Source organism: Pseudomonas sp. FSO-7 (genome assembly GCF_059579345.1).
In genome coordinates, this window is record NZ_CM184193.1 from 6,084,421 (window position 1) to 6,100,209 (window position 15,789).

At 60.8% G+C, this 15,789-nt stretch carries 13 protein-coding genes; 4 read left to right on the top strand and 9 right to left on the bottom strand.

Annotation, left to right across the window (positions count from 1 at the left end):
- The first annotated feature begins 69 nt into the window (after positions 1 to 69).
- Positions 70 to 282: a cold-shock protein gene (locus AC515T_RS26750; protein ID WP_496530621.1), complete on the top strand. Its 213-nt coding sequence runs from the start codon at positions 70 to 72 to the stop codon at positions 280 to 282.
- Positions 283 to 860: 578 nt separating this feature from the next.
- Here the strand turns inward: AC515T_RS26750 and fdhA are convergent.
- From fdhA to AC515T_RS26790, 8 genes are all read right to left on the bottom strand, one after another.
- The gene (gene fdhA / locus AC515T_RS26755) at positions 861 to 2,060 is read right to left on the bottom strand and encodes a formaldehyde dehydrogenase, glutathione-independent (RefSeq protein ID WP_109755030.1); all 1,200 of its coding nucleotides are present in this window, start codon (positions 2,058 to 2,060) and stop codon (positions 861 to 863) included.
- Positions 2,061 to 2,240: 180 nt separating this feature from the next.
- Positions 2,241 to 3,098, bottom strand: coding sequence for a formyltetrahydrofolate deformylase (gene purU, locus AC515T_RS26760; RefSeq protein ID WP_496530622.1), 858 nt, complete (start codon positions 3,096 to 3,098; stop codon positions 2,241 to 2,243).
- A 74-nt stretch (positions 3,099 to 3,172) separates the two neighbouring features.
- Positions 3,173 to 3,805 (bottom strand): sarcosine oxidase subunit gamma, encoded by a 633-nt coding sequence (locus tag AC515T_RS26765; RefSeq protein ID WP_072342289.1) that lies wholly within the window; start codon positions 3,803 to 3,805, stop codon positions 3,173 to 3,175.
- Positions 3,806 to 3,999: 194 nt separating this feature from the next.
- A complete protein-coding gene (locus tag AC515T_RS26770; protein WP_496530623.1) occupies positions 4,000 to 7,017 on the bottom strand; it encodes a sarcosine oxidase subunit alpha in 3,018 nt (1,005 codons plus the stop codon).
- Positions 7,014 to 7,343 (bottom strand): sarcosine oxidase subunit delta, encoded by a 330-nt coding sequence (locus AC515T_RS26775; protein WP_014340581.1) that lies wholly within the window; start codon positions 7,341 to 7,343, stop codon positions 7,014 to 7,016. Before AC515T_RS26775 ends, AC515T_RS26770 begins: the two co-directional genes overlap by 4 nt.
- A gap of 14 nt (positions 7,344 to 7,357) precedes the next feature.
- Positions 7,358 to 8,608, bottom strand: coding sequence for a sarcosine oxidase subunit beta (locus tag AC515T_RS26780; protein ID WP_003177603.1), 1,251 nt, complete (start codon positions 8,606 to 8,608; stop codon positions 7,358 to 7,360).
- Between the two features lie 21 nt (positions 8,609 to 8,629).
- Positions 8,630 to 9,883, bottom strand: a complete 1,254-nt coding sequence (glyA, locus tag AC515T_RS26785) for a serine hydroxymethyltransferase (RefSeq protein ID WP_003206308.1) — start codon at positions 9,881 to 9,883, stop codon at positions 8,630 to 8,632.
- Between the two features lie 180 nt (positions 9,884 to 10,063).
- On the bottom strand, positions 10,064 to 10,768 hold the full coding sequence (locus tag AC515T_RS26790; protein WP_496530624.1) for a TraX family protein: 705 nt from the start codon (positions 10,766 to 10,768) through the stop codon (positions 10,064 to 10,066).
- A gap of 315 nt (positions 10,769 to 11,083) precedes the next feature.
- On the opposite strand from AC515T_RS26790, the gene AC515T_RS26795 reads away from it, so the two are divergent.
- Both AC515T_RS26795 and AC515T_RS26800 read left to right on the top strand, forming a co-directional pair.
- The gene (locus AC515T_RS26795) at positions 11,084 to 12,124 is read left to right on the top strand and encodes a threonine aldolase family protein (RefSeq protein ID WP_496530625.1); all 1,041 of its coding nucleotides are present in this window, start codon (positions 11,084 to 11,086) and stop codon (positions 12,122 to 12,124) included.
- A 636-nt stretch (positions 12,125 to 12,760) separates the two neighbouring features.
- Positions 12,761 to 12,982, top strand: coding sequence for a hypothetical protein (locus AC515T_RS26800; RefSeq protein ID WP_496530626.1), 222 nt, complete (start codon positions 12,761 to 12,763; stop codon positions 12,980 to 12,982).
- Between the two features lie 107 nt (positions 12,983 to 13,089).
- On the opposite strand, the gene gbcB is transcribed toward AC515T_RS26800, so the two are convergent.
- On the bottom strand, positions 13,090 to 14,190 hold the full coding sequence (gene gbcB / locus AC515T_RS26805) for a glycine betaine monooxygenase reductase subunit (RefSeq protein ID WP_496530627.1): 1,101 nt from the start codon (positions 14,188 to 14,190) through the stop codon (positions 13,090 to 13,092).
- Between the two features lie 283 nt (positions 14,191 to 14,473).
- On the opposite strand from gbcB, the gene gbca reads away from it, so the two are divergent.
- On the top strand, positions 14,474 to 15,769 hold the full coding sequence (gbca, locus tag AC515T_RS26810; protein ID WP_496530628.1) for a glycine betaine monooxygenase oxygenase subunit: 1,296 nt from the start codon (positions 14,474 to 14,476) through the stop codon (positions 15,767 to 15,769).
- The last annotated feature ends 20 nt before the right edge of the window (positions 15,770 to 15,789 follow it).

The following is a 15,789-nucleotide window of genomic DNA, read 5'->3' on the forward strand; positions in this document are numbered from 1 at the left end:
GAAAACAAGGCTATGGGCAAACCACAGTCCCTGTGCCTTTCTTCATTCGGGCAAGCAGGAAGAATAAAAATGAGCGACCGAATCAAAGGAACCGTGAAGTGGTTTAACGATGCAAAAGGCTATGGCTTCATTACTTTCGGCAAAGAAGGCGAGGAGTTGTTCGTTCATTACTCGGCGATAGCCGGCGAGGGTTATAAGACACTGAAACAGAAGCAGACTGTTTCGTTTGAAATCCAGCAAGGCAATAAAGGCATGCAGGCTATGAGAGTGACGCCGGAATAGCCATCGGTTCGCTCAGGCACGCCTCCTAAAACGGCGCATGAAAATCCGCAAGGTTATTTCCTTTTGGTCTGACCTACTGTCATTTCTGACAGTAGGCTCAAGCACAACGCTCAGCGATCATCATGGCTCCAATCAACAAGCGAGTACGTGAAATGCGCGGTTTAATCGTTGGCTTACTTTCCGTCGCTGGACTTCTGGGCGTTACCCAAGCTGCGAACGCAACAAACTGTCCCGCCGTAGGGGAAATAGTGTTTCGTTCAATGCCAGAGACCACTCCTGGCCAACCGGTCTTCGAGGAATATGCTGTGAAGGACCCCACCGGAAAAGTTATCTGGCGGGGCGAAGCCGTGGGCCCTAACTTTTTGCAACCGCAGTACCAAATGACGTTAACAACGCCCACCCCTATAGCAAACACCTGTTTATATAGTTATCGGGAGGAATATGTGGATGAGGGCCCCCCTCCTCAGCAGGCCTGGAGGAATAAACAGCTGACACTCCATAAACAGCCTTGAGGGCAAGCCCTTATCAAATAAAAAGGGCGACATCACTGTCGCCCTTTTTCCGTCTTGCCTACCGCTTTACGCCGCACTGAACAACTTGTGCGGGTCAATCACAAACTTCTTCGGCACGCCCGCATCGAACTCGCCGTAGCCTTTCGGCGCGTCGTCCAGGCTGATGACCTGCACGCCGACGATTTCGGCGATGTTGATACGGTCCCACATGATCGCCTGCATCAGTTGGCGGTTGTACTTCATCACCGGGGTCTGGCCGGTGTGGAAGCTGTGGGATTTGGCCCAGCCCAGGCCGAAGCGGATGCTCAGGCTGCCCATTTTGGCCGCCGCATCGACGGCGCCCGGGTCTTCGGTGACATAGAGACCGGGGATACCGATCTTGCCGGCGACGCGGACCACGCCCATCAACGAGTTGAGCACGGTGGCCGGGGCTTCGTGCTTGACGCCGTCGTGGCCGTGGCCGCGGGCTTCGAAGCCTACCGCATCGACGGCGCAATCGACTTCAGGCTCGCCCAGCAAGGCGGCAATCTGTTCGTGCAACGGAGTGTCCTGGGACAGGTCGGCGATTTCGAAACCCTGGGCCTTGGCGTGAGCCAGGCGGACCGGGTTGACGTCGCCGATGATCACCACCGCCGCGCCCAACAGGCGAGCGGAAGCGGCAGCCGCCAGGCCAACCGGGCCGGCACCGGCGATGTAGACCGTGCTGCCAGGGCCAACACCGGCGGTGACGGCGCCGTGATAGCCGGTCGGCAGGATGTCGGACAGGCAAGTCAGGTCACGAATTTTCTCCATGGCCTTGTCGCGGTCCGGCAGTTTCAGCAGGTTGAAATCGGCGTACGGCACCAGCACGTATTCGGCTTGGCCGCCGGTCCAGTCGCCCATGTCCACATAACCGTAGGCACCGCCGGCACGAGCCGGGTTGACGCTCAGGCACACACCGGTGTGTTGCTCCTTGCAGGAACGGCAGCGCCCGCAAGCCACGTTGAACGGCACCGACACCAGGTCGCCGATTTTCAGGTTCTCGACGTCGCTACCCTTTTCGATCACTTCACCGGTGATCTCGTGCCCCAGGACCAGGCCGGTCTGGGCAGTGGTACGGCCGCGGACCATGTGCTGGTCGGAGCCGCAGATGTTGGTGGAGACCACGCGCAGGATGACACCGTGCTCAATCTTCCTGCCGCGCGGGTCCTGCATTTTTGGATAGTCGATTTTCTGTACTTCGACCTTGCCGTTGCCGAGATACACGACACCACGATTACCAGACATGCTTTCACCTCGCTGTTGTTTTTGTGGAACTGCGTTGCCCAGGCAGGCAGCGCCTTGATTGCTCGGGTTAGTGCTTGTGTCTTGTTTCTTTGTTGTCTGTTGGGGCCTCATCGCGAGCAAGCTCGCTCCCACAGTTGATCGCGTACTCCCTGTGGGAGCGAGCTTGCTCGCGATGTCGTTCTAAAGAACGACCGTGCGATTGGCGTTCAAGAACACCCTTCTTTCGATGTGATACCCCACGGCCCTGGCCAGGGTCAGCCCTTCGATGTCCCGCCCCTTGGCAATCAGGTCTTCGGGATAATGGCTGTGGTCCACCACTTCCACGCCCTGGGCGATGATCGGGCCTTCGTCCAGGTCGTTGTTAATGTAGTGCGCCGTGGCGCCCACCAGTTTCACGCCTTTGTTGTAGGCCTGGTGATACGGCTTGGCGCCCTTGAACCCCGGCAGCAGCGAGTGATGGATGTTGATCGCCTTGCCGTCGAGCTTGCGGCACAACTCCGGCGACAGCACTTGCATGTAGCGGGCAAGGATCACCAGTTCGGCACCGGTGTCTTCGATCACCTGCCACACTTGTCGCTCCTGGGCCGGCTTGTCGTTCGGGTCCAGGGGGAAATGGTAGTAGGGAATCTGGTGCCAGTCGGCCAGCGGCTTGAGGTCGGGGTGGTTGGACACCACGGCCACCACGTCCATGGACAACTGGCCGATGCGCTGGCGGTAGAGCAAATCGTTGAGGCAGTGATCGGCCTTGGAGACCATGATCACCACTTTGGGCCGGTAGTTGGGCGGCGTCAGTTCGAAGACCATGCCGAAGGCTTGCGCACGCTCGGCCAGGCCGGCACGAAAGGCCTGCTCGTCGAAACCATCCGGCTGGCGGAATTCCACACGAATGAAAAAACGCCCCGAGAGACGGTCGTCGAAGGAATGGTGCTCGGTGACGTAGCAGCCCTGCTCGAACAGAAAGCGCGTCACCGCGTCCACCGTGCCGAGCACGCTGGGGCAGTCGGCAGTCAAGATCCATGTGTCTGGGGCGCGGCTCATTGCGGTGACTCCTGTTCAAAATTTACCGGGCGACAAAGAACCCTGTGGCCACAACAGCATTCCAAAGCCAAAAATCAGGCCTGCACGCTCAACCCATACTCCGCCGCGGCATCCTGCAACCACAGCCACCAGTAATCGGAGAAGCTGCGGCGGATCACCAGTTCCCAGGTGTCTTCGGCGGTATGGCGGATCACCAGTTGCGACTTGGCGAATACCGTACCCACGGCCTTGCCCACCGGGAAGTTGCTTGGGTGTACATCGTAGCTGGTGGATTTCATCAGCACGTCGCGCACGTTCGGGCCGGACAGTTCGAGGATCTGCTGGCCACCACTGACGTTGACGATCTGGATGTGCAGGTCGCCCAGGGCTTCACGCAGTTTCTGCTCGGCGGCGAACTCCTCGCCGGTGGGCACCACCAGCAGCCATTCATCCGGGCCAAGCCATTGCAGGCTGGTTTCACCCTTGACGATGACGGTCAGGGCGCCTGGCAATTCCAGGCCCAGGGCCTTGTGCACGCCGGCGGCGAACGCCGGGTCGTGGCCGTCGCCACGAAGGGTCAGGTGGCCCAGGAGTTTTTTCTCGCGCACGGTCACGCCGGCGTTCTTGCGACCCTTGCCCACCAGGCTGGCGAGGTCGGCATGGTGCAGCGACGACTCGGCCTTGGCCCCGGTGGTTGGGCGTTGTTGGTACACGTTGACTGCGGTCATATGGAGCACCTGTCTTGAATTCTGTAGTTCCGGCATTTGTGGTGACTGTTCTGCCGCCTTCGCGAGCAAGCCCGCTCCCACATTGGATTGATGCCTGGCTCAAATTCCTTTGGCGACTTCGATCCTGTGGGAGCGGGCTTGCTCGCGAATCAGGCGACGCGGTGTAACTGCCCACCCACAGGACCAAAGTCCCTTTAGATATTCTGCCGATCCCCCTTCGGATCGAAGAACACCGAAGAAACAATCTCTGCCTCGATCACGCTGCCGTCGGCCAGTGGCGCGAACACGCGTTCGCCCATCCGCTTGAGGCCGCCCTTGACCACACCCATGGCAAATGAATAACCCAGGGAGTTGTGGGCGTAGCTGGAGGTCACGTGACCGACCATGGTCATCGGAATCGCCTGCTTGGTGTTGAACACCAGTTGCGCACCTTCCGGCAGCCAGACATTCGGGTCGATCGGCTTGAGGCCCACCAGTTGCTTGCGGTCTTCACGCACGCAATCTTCGCGATTCATGCCACGCCAGCCGATCCACGAGAACGGTTTGGTCCGGCCTACGCACCAGCCCATGTTCAGGTCGTCCGGCGTCATCGAGCTATCAGTGTCCTGACCGACGATGATGAAGCCCTTCTCGGCCCGCAATACGTGCATGGTCTCGGTGCCATACGGGGTCAGGTTGTATTTTTTCCCGGCCTCGACGATCTGCTCGAGCACGCCCATGGCGTAGTCGGCCTGCACGTTGATTTCGTACGACAGTTCACCAGTGAACGAGATCCGGAACACCCGTGCCGGCACGCCGCCCACCAGTCCTTCCTTCCAGGTCATGAACGGGAACGCGTCCTTGTCCAGGTCGATGTCGGTGACATCGCTCAGCAGCTTGCGGCTGTTGGGCCCCGACAGGGTCATGGTCGCCCAGTGGTCGGTGACCGAGGTGAAGTACACCTTCAGGTCCGGCCATTCAGTCTGGTGATAGATCTCCAGCCATTGCAGCACGCGCGCCGCGCCGCCCGTGGTGGTGGTCATCAGGAAGTGGTTGTCCGCCAGACAGGCCGTTACGCCGTCGTCGAAGACCATGCCGTCTTCCTTGCACATCAGGCCGTAGCGAGCCTTGCCCACGTCGAGCTTAGTCCAGGCGTTGGTGTAGACGCGGTTGAGGAACTCACGGGCATCCGGGCCCTGGATGTCGATCTTGCCCAGGGTCGAGGCGTCGAGCAGGCCGACGCTGTCACGCACGGCCTTGCATTCGCGCTTGACCGCGGCATGCATGTCTTCGCCGTTCTTCGGGAAGTACCAAGGGCGCTTCCACTGGCCGACGTCTTCGAACTCGGCACCGTTCTTCACGTGCCAGGCTTGCAGCGCGGTGTAGCGCACTGGTTCGAAGATGTGCCCACAGTGCCGGCCAGCCACCGCGCCAAAGGTCACCGGCGTGTAGTTCGGACGGAACATGGTGGTGCCCATCTGCGGGATGCTCACGTTCAGCGAACGGGCCGCGATGGCCAGGCCGTTGACGTTGCCCAGTTTGCCCTGGTCGGTACCGAAGCCCAGTGCGGTGTAGCGCTTGACGTGTTCCACCGACTCGAAGCCTTCGCGGGTGGCGAGCTCGATGGCGGCGGCGGTGACGTCGTTCTGCAGGTCGACGAATTGCTTCGGCGCCCGTGCAGTGGATTTTTCATGAGGCACCTGGAACAGCGCCAGGGTCGGTTCTTCGTGACGGCTCAGGGCTTTGGGCAACACGCCCTCCACCGTTTTGAAGCCGGCTTCGCTGGCCGCGCGCACGCCGCCTTCAAAACCGTCGGCCAAGCTATCGCCGAGGCTGTAGACGCCATTCACGCCGCCAACGCACACACGCTTCTGCGGTGCTTCGCCCGGTACGAAACCGAGGATGTCTTCACGCCAGATCGGCTTGCCGCCCAGGTGCGAAGCCAGGTGGACCACCGGGCTGTAGCCGCCGGAGCTGGCCACCAGGTCGCAGTCCAGCCATTCGCCGGGGCTGGTGACTTTATGGGCGCGGACGTCGATCGCGGCAACACGTGCCCCGGTGACGCGCTTGCTGCCACGGGCTTCGACCACGGCGCTGCCGGTGAGGATGCGGATGCCCTTGGCGCGGGCTTCTTCCACCAGCGCGCCACGCGGGTTGCTGCGAGCATCGGCCACGGCCACCACTTGCAGGCCGGCGTCGAACCAGTCCAGGGCCACGCGATAGGCGTGGTCGTTGTTGGTGCTCAGCACCAGTTTCTTGCCCGGCGCCACGCCGTAGCGACGCACGTAGGTGGACACCGCGCCGGCCAGCATGTTGCCCGGCACGTCGTTGTTGCCGTAGACCAGCGGCCGCTCGCAGGCGCCGGTCGCCAGGACCACGCGCTTGGCACGAACACGGTTGATGCGCTGGCGGACCTGGCCGATCGGTGCACGGTCGCCGAGGTGGTCGGTGAGGCGCTCGTGGATGGTCAGGAAGTTATGGTCGTGGTAACCGTTCACCGTGGCGCGTGGGAGCAGCACCACGTCCGGCATCGACTTGAGTTCAGCGACAACAGCGGCCACCCATTCGGTCGCCGGCTTGCCGTCCAGGCTTTCGCGGGAGTCGAGCAGGCTGCCGCCGAACTCTTCCTGCTCATCGGCCAGGATGACGCGCGCACCGCTGCGGGCCGCGGCCAGTGCGGCGGCCAGACCAGCAGGGCCAGCGCCGACAACCAGCACGTCGCAGTGACGGTTCATGTAGTCGTAGGTGTCCGGATCGTTCTCGGTCGGCGAGCGACCCAGCCCTGCGGCCTTGCGGATGTACTTCTCGTAGGTCATCCAGAACGATTGCGGGTACATGAAGGTTTTGTAGTAGAAGCCCGGCGGCATCAGCTTGCCGCCGACCTTGCCGAGAATCCCCATCATGTCGTTGTTCACGTTCGGCCAGCCATTGGTGCTGGTGGCGACCAGGCCCTGGTACAGCGCCTGTTGCGTGGCGCGCACGTTAGGGATTTGCGTGGCCTCGGTGGCACCGATCTGCAGCACCGCGTTCGGCTCTTCGGCACCGGCGGCGAAAATGCCGCGCGGCCGGGAATACTTGAAGCTGCGGCCGATGATGTCGACACCGTTGGCCAGCAGCGCAGCGGCCAGGGAATCGCCCTCGAAGCCTTTGTAGGTCTGGCCGTTGAAGGTGAAGCTCAGCACTTTGTTGCGGTCGATCCGTCCGCCGTTGGACAGGCGATTGATCTGGCTCATACCTTCTCTCCCAGAGCCTGTGCGGCCGCTTTCGGACTGTCAGCCTTGTCGGTGAACTGCGGCTTTTGGCCGATCTTGTAGGTTTCGAGAATCTCGTAGGTCACGGTGTCACGGGTCACGTTGAAGTACTGACGGCAACCGGCGACGTGGTCCCACAGTTCATGGTGCAACCCGCGTGGGTTGTCACGGAAGAACATGTAGTCGCCCCACTCCTCGTCGGTGCAGGCGTTCGGATCCAGCGGACGCGGGATATGCGCCTGGCCGGATGCATGGAATTCCTCTTCGGAGCGCAGTTCGCCGCAGTGAGGACAGAAGATGTGCAACATGGGGATTTCTCCTGTTAGTGGGCAACCGCAGCAGCGCCGTGTTCATCGATCAACGCACCGTTGTGGAAACGGTCGATGGAGAAAGGTGCAGCCAATGGGTGCATTTCACCCTTGGCCAGACTCGCGGCAAATACGTTGCCCGAGCCAGGTGTCGCCTTGAAGCCGCCGGTGCCCCAACCGCAGTTGAAGAACATGTTCGGCACCGGGGTCTTGGAGATGATCGGGCAGGCGTCCGGCGTGGTGTCGACGATGCCGCCCCACTGACGGTTCATGCGTACACGGGACAACACCGGGAACATCTCGACGATGGCCTGGACCGTGTGCTCGATCACCGGGTACGAGCCACGCTGGCCGTAGCCGTTGTAGCCGTCGATACCGGCACCGATCACCAGGTCGCCCTTGTCGGACTGGCTGATGTAGCCGTGCACGGCGTTGGACATGATCACACTGTCGATGATCGGCTTGATCGGCTCGGACACCAACGCTTGCAGCGGGTGGGATTCGATCGGCAGGCGGAAGCCCGCGAGCTTGGCCATGTGCCCGGAATTACCGGCGGTCACCACGCCGACGCGCTTGGCGCCGATGAAGCCTTTATTGGTTTCCACGCCGATGCACACGCCGTTTTCCTTGCGGAAACCGATCACTTCGGTCTGCTGGATCAGGTCCACGCCCAACGCGTCGGCCGCCCGGGCAAAGCCCCAGGCCACGGCATCGTGACGGGCCACGCCGCCGCGACGCTGGACGGTGGCGCCCATCACCGGGTAGCGAGTGTTTTTCGAGCAATCCAGGTACGGGATCTCGTCGGCCACTTGCTTGGCGTTGAGCAGCTCGCCGTCCACGCCGTTGAGGCGGTTGGCGCTGACGCGACGCTCGGAATCACGGATGTCCTGCAGGGTGTGGCACAGGTTGTAGACGCCACGCTGGGAGAACATCACGTTGTAGTTCAGGTCCTGGGACAGGCCTTCCCAGAGTTTCATCGCGTGTTCGTACAGGTGGGCCGATTCGTCCCACAAGTAGTTGGAGCGCACGATGGTGGTGTTGCGCGCGGTGTTGCCGCCGCCCAACCAGCCCTTCTCGACCACTGCCACGTTGGTGATGCCGTGTTCCTTGGCCAGGTAGTAGGCGGTCGCCAGGCCATGCCCGCCACCGCCGACGATGACCACGTCGTAGACCTTTTTCGGGGTCGGCGTGCGCCACATCCGCTGCCAGTTTTCATGATGGCTGAGTGAGTGTTTGAAGAGGCCGAAGCCCGAATAGCGTTGCATAGTCATTACTCCAAAACCGACTCAGCGATAAACCGGGAAGTCCGCGCACAGGGCCGCCACTTGCTGGGCGACATTGGCCTCGACATCGGCATCGCCGAGGTTGTCGAGAATGTCGCAGATCCAGCCGGCCAGCGTGACGCACTGGGTAACCTTGAAGCCACGGGTGGTCACCGCCGGGGTGCCGATGCGCAAGCCCGAAGTCACGAATGGCGATTGCGGGTCGTTCGGCACGGCGTTCTTGTTGACGGTGATGTGGGCGCGGCCCAGGGCGGCATCGGCATCCTTGCCGGTCAGGCCCTGACGGATCAGGCTGACCAGGAACAGGTGGTTATCGGTGCCACCGGACACTACATCGTAGCCGCGCTTGATGAACACGCCAGCCATGGCCTGGGCGTTATCGATCACTTGCTGCTGATAAGCCTTGAAGCCAGGCTCCGCCGCTTCCTTGAAGCACACTGCCTTGCCGGCGATCACGTGCATCAGCGGGCCGCCCTGGGCACCCGGGAATACCGCGGCGTTGAGCTTCTTCTCGATTTCTTCGTTGGCCTTGGCCAGGATCAGGCCGCCACGGGGACCGCGCAGGGTCTTGTGGGTGGTGGTGGTGACCACGTCGGCGTACGGCAGCGGGTTCGGGTACAGACCGGCGGCAACCAGGCCGGCCACGTGGGCCATGTCGACGAACAGCAGGGCACCGACCTTGTCGGCGATCTGGCGGAAACGTGGGAAATCCAGGGTCTTGGAGTAAGCGGAGAAACCGGCAACGATCATTTTCGGCTTGTGCTCGACCGCCAGGCGCTCGACTTCGTCGTAGTCGATCAGGCCGGTGGTGGTGTCGATGCCGTATTGCACCGCGTTGTAGAGCTTGCCCGAGGACGACACTTTGGCACCGTGGGTCAGGTGACCGCCGTGGGCCAGGCTCATGCCCAGGATGGTGTCGCCGGCTTGCAGCAGGGCCAGGTACACGGCGCTGTTGGCCGAAGACCCGGAGTGCGGCTGGACGTTGGCGTAATCGGCACCGAACAACTGCTTGGCACGCTCGATGGCCAGGGCTTCGACTTTGTCGACGTGCTCGCAGCCACCGTAGTAGCGCTTGCCCGGATAGCCTTCGGCGTACTTGTTGGTCAGGCCGCTGCCCTGGGCCTCCATCACGCGCTTGCTGGTGTAGTTCTCCGACGCGATCAGCTCGATGTGATCTTCCTGGCGTTGCTCTTCGGCGTTCATCGCCGCCAGCAGCGCATCATCGTAGCCTTGAATTTGGTCTTGTTTGCTGAACATCGCGTCTCTCCCAGCGGCGGCGGTGCGCCTTTCGTCTCGGTGAGGCACGGACCATTCGGTCGTGCCCTTTGGATGCGATGGTATGGCTGGCGCAGGCATGTCAAATGCCTATGGACGCCACGCAAAGGTGCGTTTACGACATGCGCTCAAATGGAGCCAGACACTCCCTCGCCACAAAGGCTATGCGCCGATCTGGCGAACCGCGAGCAACAGCAAAAAATGCGCGGGATACAGACCGTAGGCCCAGCGCCGCATCGCCGGTGGATGAAAACGACCCGCGTGTCGCAAAAGCACCCGCCCAAGCCATGGCGCGATCAGGCAGGCCACTAATCCCCAAAGCGCCACCCCATCCCCCAGCCACGCCGCGCCATACAACACCCGCCATTGATTGGCCGCCACGCAGACCAGCCCCGGCAACAAGGCCATATACAAAGGACGCTTGAATACCAGCAACATCGCCAGCGGCAGCAGCACACCAAAGAAACCGAACATCAGCTGCGACGAAAACAGCGCCGCCAGCAGCAACGCCGTCACCGCCAGGCATCGCGCCTCCAGGGTGGGCGTCTGCCAACAGCGCGCCACAAGCAGCCCGAGCACCAGCGTCGGCATGACGTTCAGCGTGGAAGGGTCAGGAATGAACAAGCGGTAGGGGATTTCGCTGACGGCGCTGAATAACAACAACCAGCCCAGGTAACGCCATGGAGCGGTGCTGGCACCGTCGCGCGCCAGATTCGCCGCCATCGCCAGGCAAAACCACGGGAACGCCAGGCGCCCCGGCACGTACAGCCAATCAATGGAAAAACCGATATATCGCAGGTGATCGAGCACCATCGACAACAATGCCAGCCATTTGAGCAGGTCCAGGGCACCGTCGCGCCGACTCATGCGTGCAGCGGCCCGATGACTTTGTGATTTTCTGACAGAAACATCCGGTGTGTTCCCCCGCTAATCTTGGGTAAAGTGCGCACCAGTATCGACCACGGTGCGACGGACTCAAGCACGCCGAGCCATGATCGACCACGGCGCGACGGACTCAAGCACGCCGAACCATGATCGACCACGGCGCGACGGACTCAAGCACGCCGAACCATGATCGACCACGGCGCTGTGGACCCAAACACGCCGAACCAGGGAACGCCCCACCCGGGCATTCCGCCAGGGATCTCTTTACCCAGGACTCTCTATTCAAGGAGCAAAGCCATGACCGACAAGAGTCAACAGTTTGCCAGCGACAACTATTCCGGCATTTGCCCCGAAGCCTGGGCGGCCATGGAAGAAGCCAACCAGGGTCACCAACGCGCCTACGGCGACGACGAGTGGACCCACCGCGCGGCGGACGATTTCCGGGCCTTGTTCGAAACCGACTGCGAAGTGTTCTTCGCGTTCAACGGCACTGCGGCCAACTCCCTGGCCCTGTCCTCGCTGTGCCAGAGTTACCACAGCGTGATCTGCTCGGAAACCGCCCACGTCGAAACCGACGAATGCGGCGCACCGGAGTTCTTCTCCAACGGTTCCAAGCTGCTGGTGGCACGCACCGAAAACGGCAAGCTGACCCCCGAGTCGATCCGTGAGATCGCCCTCAAGCGCCAGGACATCCACTACCCCAAGCCACGGGTCGTGACCCTGACCCAGGCCACGGAAGTCGGCAGCGTCTACACCCCGGATGAAATCCGCGCCATCAGCGTCACCTGCAAGGAGCTGGGGCTGAACCTGCACATGGACGGCGCTCGCTTCTCCAATGCCTGCGCCTTCCTCGGCTGCTCCCCGGCGGACCTGACCTGGAAGGTCGGCGTGGACGTGTTGTGCTTCGGCGGTACGAAAAACGGCATGGCGGTGGGCGAAGCCATCCTGTTCTTCAATCACGACCTGGCGGTGGACTTCGACTACCGCTGCAAACAGGCCGGGCAACTGGCCTCGAAAATGCGCTTCCTCTCCGCGCCCTGGGTCGGCCTGCTGCAAAACGACGCCTGGCTCAAGCACGCCCACCACGCCAACCACTGCGCCCAATTGCTGGCCGAGCTGGTCAGCGACATTCCCGGCGTGGAACTGATGTTCCCGGTCCAGGCCAACGGCGTGTTCCTGCAACTCTCGGAACCGGCCATCGCCGCCCTCACTGCCCGCGGCTGGCGCTTCTACACTTTCATCGGCAAGGGCGGTGCACGGTTCATGTGTTCGTGGGATACGCAAGAGGCGCGGGTAAGGGAATTGGCGGCGGATATTCGGGAAGTGATGGCAGGCTAGAAAGAACTGAGGGGACTATTGTGGCGAGAGGATTTATCCCTCAGGTCGTGAGTGATACGGTTTTCGTCCCGAAGTCCCCTTCGTCAAAACCGGGCCCACGCAAGTTTATTCACCAGTGACGCTCAGCGTGGCAATGCCTCCACGAACACTAGAGTTCTTGCGCTCATGAAATACGCCGCCTGCTATAACCTTTCGCAATAAAGCCATTCTTCTTACTATCAGAGAAATAAGCAAAACCTAAACCCGCAAAAAAGCTACAACATACAAGACATTTACCCTCTTCAATGCCGGCTCAGTTCGAGCCACAAAACCTCCACAGTGTCTACTGTCAGTGTTGACAGTAGACACTGCTCCGCGCCTCAAAATAATATCGGCACAACCTTGAACGAGGACATGGGCAGTGCGCCTTCAACAACTCGATCAAGGTGGATAACAATCCTTTTTTGAATAATCGAGGTGACTCACACTGTCGCATCCACAAAAAACCATGTCTTCATTTTTTGTGGCACTTTCCGGCACGCTGAGCTCATTTACCTTATAGCTATTGACGACTGTCATTCACGATTGTTGTCCGGCTCGAAAGTTTTAATATGCGTGAAGCATTATTATTCCTTACCTACAAGCGGAGCTGAAAACATGACAACTAGCAAAGTGCAATTTTCAGTAGAAAACGGTTCTAAAACTACTGTTTACGAATCCGATATGGACGTAGCCCCCTATGTGCAAAGCGGTGACTTCCTCGAAATATTGGGTCAACTGCACATCGTTACAAAAAAGGTGTGGCGTTATGATCGCGATAGCGGAGCATTGACACCTTACTACGGTATGCAAATCCTAAAACCCAGTGAAGAACCATAAGCCTATACCGCATGAGTTTCCCCTACTACCTAGAGCGCGGAACCAATCACTCTTTTTGAAGAAAGATGTCAAGGGATGCTCCAGGCGTCCCTTGCATCGGACAGGCGTCAAAACTCGATCCGCACATCCCCCTTCGGCACGCTGCAGCACGACAGGATGTAACCCTCGGCCTCATCGTCCTCGGTAATCCCGCCGTTGTGGTCCATTTCCACTTCCCCGCCCAGCTTCAGCACTTTGCAGGTGCCGCAGATGCCCATGCCGCAGGCCTTGGGGATCATCATGCCGAGCTTGGCGGCGGCGGCGTGTACGGTTTCTCCCGGGCCCACGCGGATGCTCTTGCCCGAGGAGGTGAACTCCACCAGGTGCAGGTCCGCCGCATCGACTTCCGGAGCGTCGGCCGCCTGTTCCGCCTGTTCCACGGCGTCGGCGCGGGCTTCCGGTGGCGTGGCGCCGAAGGACTCCTCGTGGTAGCGCTTCATGTCGAAGCCAGCGGTTTCCAGCAGGCGCTTGACCGCGTTCATGTACGGCGTCGGGCCGCAGCAGAACACTTCGCGCTCCAGGAAATCCGGCGCCATCAGCTCAAGCATCTTGTGGTTCAGGTAGCCGCGATAACCGGCCCAAGGCTCGCCCAGGCCGTGTTTTTCGCAGATCAGGTGCAGGCTGAAGTTGTCGATCCGCGACGCCATGTGTTCCAGCTCACGGTGGTAGATGATGTCCTTGGGCGAACGGGCACTGTGGATGAACACCATGTCGACGTTGGCGTTGGTGTCGTAATACCAGCGCGCCATGGACATGACCGGGGTAATCCCGACGCCGCCGCTGAGATAGAGCACCTTGGGGCTGGAGAAATCGATGGCGTTGAACAACCCCACCGGCCCGTGCACCGCCAGTTCCTGGCCTTCATGCAGGGTGTCGTGCAACCAGTTGGACACCTTGCCCCCCGGCACGCGCTTGATGGTCACCGAGAAACTGTAGGGCACTGACGGCGAACTGGAGATGGTGTAGGAGCGCATGATCGGCTGGCCTTCGATTTCCAGCTCCAGGGTGACGAATTGCCCCGGCTTGAAAAAGAACATGATCGGCTGGTCGGCCATGAAGCAGAAGGTGCGCACATCCCAGGTTTCCTGGATGACTTTGACGCAACGTACGATATGTCGGCCATTGGCCCAGGTCTGGGTGGTGACCGGGTTCAGGAAGTTATTGGACATGCTGATCTCCACGGCCGACTGTCGGCCTTCATGATGGCGATTGTGCGCAGGCACCTGAGTGACCATTTACCTATCTGCGACATTCACATACTTATCGCGACCAGCCCCCAACTACCGGGGCTTGCGCGTCGGGAACAGATTGGGCCATGTCGCCCATGGATAAGGTTGCGCCCCTGCGCGGCCCCACACTCGCCCCAACAGATAAACAAAGTTTTCTGCCTTGCGTAGCACAACCGATTAGTCATTTTTCGCCGGCCACGTAGAGGGCCATGAGGATAAAACGATGGACGTCACCACTACCCTGAGCCTGGGCGATCCGCTGGAACCCGCACGCAAGGCCACCGCGCAAATGCTGCAAGAGCGCGAGCGCACCTTTTCGCTGCCGCAACCGTTCTACTCCGATGAGCGCCTGTTTGATATCGACATGCAGGAAATCTTCCAGAAAGAGTGGTTGATCGCCGGCATGACCTGCGAAATCCCGGCCAAGGGCAACTACCTGACCCTGCAAGTCGGCAAGAACCCGATCATCGTGATTCGCGGCGCCGACGGCGTGGTCCACGCTTTCCATAACGTCTGCCGCCACCGTGGCTCGCGGCTGTGCACCAGCGAAAAGGGCAAGGTCGCCAAACTGGTCTGCCACTACCACCAGTGGACCTACGAGCTGGACGGTCGCCTGCTGTTCGCCGGCACCGAGATGGGCGCCGACTTCGACATGAAGCAGTACGGCCTCAAGCCTGTGAACGTGAAGACCGCGGGTGGCTACATCTTCATCAGCCTGGCCGAAAACCCGCCGGCCATCGATGACTTCCTGTCGACGCTGAACCATTACATGGAACCGTACGACATGGAGAACACCAAGGTGGCGGTGCAAACCACCTTGATGGAAAAGGCCAACTGGAAACTGGTACTGGAAAACAACCGCGAGTGCTACCACTGCGGCGGTTCGCACCCGGAACTGCTCAAGACCCTGCTGGAATGGGACGACGTCACCGACCCACGGGCCGACCAGGCCTTCAAGGACCATGTGGCCGCTTCCGCCGCCGCCTGGGACGCCGAGAAGATCCCTTACGCCCACGCCAGCTTCGGCCTGCGCAACCGCATCGTGCGCATGCCGCTGCTCAAGGGCACCGTGTCGATGACCATGGACGGCAAGCAAGGCTGCGCCAAGCTGATGGGCCGCATCAAGAACCCGGACCTGGGCTCGATGCGCATCCTGCACCTGCCGCACTCGTGGAACCACTGCATGGGCGACCACATCATCGTGTTCACCGTGTGGCCGATCAGCGCCCAGGAAACCATGGTCACCACCAAGTGGCTGGTGCACAAGGACGCGGTCGAAGGCGTGGACTACGACGTCGCGCGCATGCGCCAGGTCTGGGACGCCACCAACGACCAGGACCGTCGCCTGGCCGAAGAAAACCAGCGCGGCATCAACTCCACCGCCTACCAGCCTGGCCCGTACTCCAAGACCTATGAGTTCGGCGTGGTGAACTTCGTCGACTGGTACAGCGAGCGCATGCTCAACAACCTCGGGGCTGAACCGGCGCCGTACCTCAAGGGCGTTCCGGTCCAGGGGTAAAATCAAAAGCTTCGCGAGCA

What these genes read in the sequence shown, in the direction of transcription:
- AC515T_RS26800 (WP_496530626.1), top strand. Translation starts at nt 12,761, where the DNA reads ATGACAACTAGCAAAGTGCAATTTTCAGTAGAAAACGGTTCTAAAACT.
- AC515T_RS26780 (WP_003177603.1), bottom strand. Translation starts at nt 8,608, where the DNA reads ATGCAACGCTATTCGGGCTTCGGCCTCTTCAAACACTCACTCAGCCAT.
- AC515T_RS26770 (WP_496530623.1), bottom strand. Translation starts at nt 7,017, where the DNA reads ATGAGCCAGATCAATCGCCTGTCCAACGGCGGACGGATCGACCGCAAC.
- AC515T_RS26795 (WP_496530625.1), top strand. Translation starts at nt 11,084, where the DNA reads ATGACCGACAAGAGTCAACAGTTTGCCAGCGACAACTATTCCGGCATT.
- gbca (WP_496530628.1), top strand. Translation starts at nt 14,474, where the DNA reads ATGGACGTCACCACTACCCTGAGCCTGGGCGATCCGCTGGAACCCGCA.
- glyA (WP_003206308.1), bottom strand. Translation starts at nt 9,883, where the DNA reads ATGTTCAGCAAACAAGACCAAATTCAAGGCTACGATGATGCGCTGCTG.
- purU (WP_496530622.1), bottom strand. Translation starts at nt 3,098, where the DNA reads ATGAGCCGCGCCCCAGACACATGGATCTTGACTGCCGACTGCCCCAGC.
- gbcB (WP_496530627.1), bottom strand. Translation starts at nt 14,190, where the DNA reads ATGTCCAATAACTTCCTGAACCCGGTCACCACCCAGACCTGGGCCAAT.
- AC515T_RS26765 (WP_072342289.1), bottom strand. Translation starts at nt 3,805, where the DNA reads ATGACCGCAGTCAACGTGTACCAACAACGCCCAACCACCGGGGCCAAG.
- AC515T_RS26790 (WP_496530624.1), bottom strand. Translation starts at nt 10,768, where the DNA reads ATGAGTCGGCGCGACGGTGCCCTGGACCTGCTCAAATGGCTGGCATTG.
- fdhA (WP_109755030.1), bottom strand. Translation starts at nt 2,060, where the DNA reads ATGTCTGGTAATCGTGGTGTCGTGTATCTCGGCAACGGCAAGGTCGAA.
- AC515T_RS26775 (WP_014340581.1), bottom strand. Translation starts at nt 7,343, where the DNA reads ATGTTGCACATCTTCTGTCCTCACTGCGGCGAACTGCGCTCCGAAGAG.
- AC515T_RS26750 (WP_496530621.1), top strand. Translation starts at nt 70, where the DNA reads ATGAGCGACCGAATCAAAGGAACCGTGAAGTGGTTTAACGATGCAAAA.